Raw genomic sequence first — 759 nt, 5'->3', positions numbered from 1 at the left:
AACGGATGCGGCCCGGCCTACCTTCGGGTGGCGGAACTGTTCGACAGGCGGTCTCCCCACCCAGCCCGAAGGAGCTTCGATGGCTAAATTTCTGTTCGTGATGACCGGCGCGGATCACTGGACCCTGCCCGCCGTGCACCGCTCCCGCCACGTGATGCTGGTGGTCAGCGGTGAAGGCAAGGCCGCCGCGGTAGCCGCCGCCGTCAACGGCGCCTCCCCCGACGACGTCCCCTCCGCAGGCGCGGTCGGCATCGAATCCACCACCTGGGTCATCGACGAAGCCGCCGCGACGGACCTGCTGGTCGACATAGACGACGAAGAAGAGTGACGCGAGACTGACGGTGCCGACCGGTTCGACATGATCGGCACCGTCAGTCTCGTCCGACCACTCAGACGTCCAACGCCACTCTGGTCGATCCCGATCTCGTCCGCGATCGCAGTGACCCGTTGTCCGGATTTCCCGCTGCCGAGCGCATGGACCGCCTCACATACCCGCACGATTCGTCCCTGGGCACCCCCGATGTCCGCCGAAACGGACCGGCGCGCCGAGTGCCGGACGAGGTGGAACAGAACCTGTCCGGGCCTTCCTCTAGTGGCCGAGTCAGCCGTGGAGAAGGGGTCGCGGCGTTAGCATCGGGGCTCTCGGCATGGCGATCGGCGTCGGCTCGGCTGCGGGCGAGGAGTGGGCAATGGGCGAGGTGGGTAGAGGGTCGGTTGATCTGGATGCGGCGTTCCGGACGGCTGTGGTGGGGCTCGGGG

General features: G+C 67.6%; 1 protein-coding gene. It reads left to right on the top strand.

The features are described from left to right. Positions 1-79: 79 nt before the first annotated feature. Positions 80-328, top strand: coding sequence for a 6-phosphogluconolactonase (locus HYG95_RS24410; protein WP_370465911.1), 249 nt, complete (start codon positions 80-82; stop codon positions 326-328). Positions 329-759 lie beyond the last annotated feature (431 nt).

Origin of the sequence: Nocardia sp. GTS18 (genome assembly GCF_013839555.1) — a bacterium.
In the GTDB taxonomy this organism is placed as follows: Bacteria; Actinomycetota; Actinomycetes; order Mycobacteriales; family Mycobacteriaceae; genus Nocardia; species Nocardia rosealba.
Note: the sequence above shows the minus strand (reverse complement) of the source record. Positions and strands in the feature narration are given on the sequence as shown.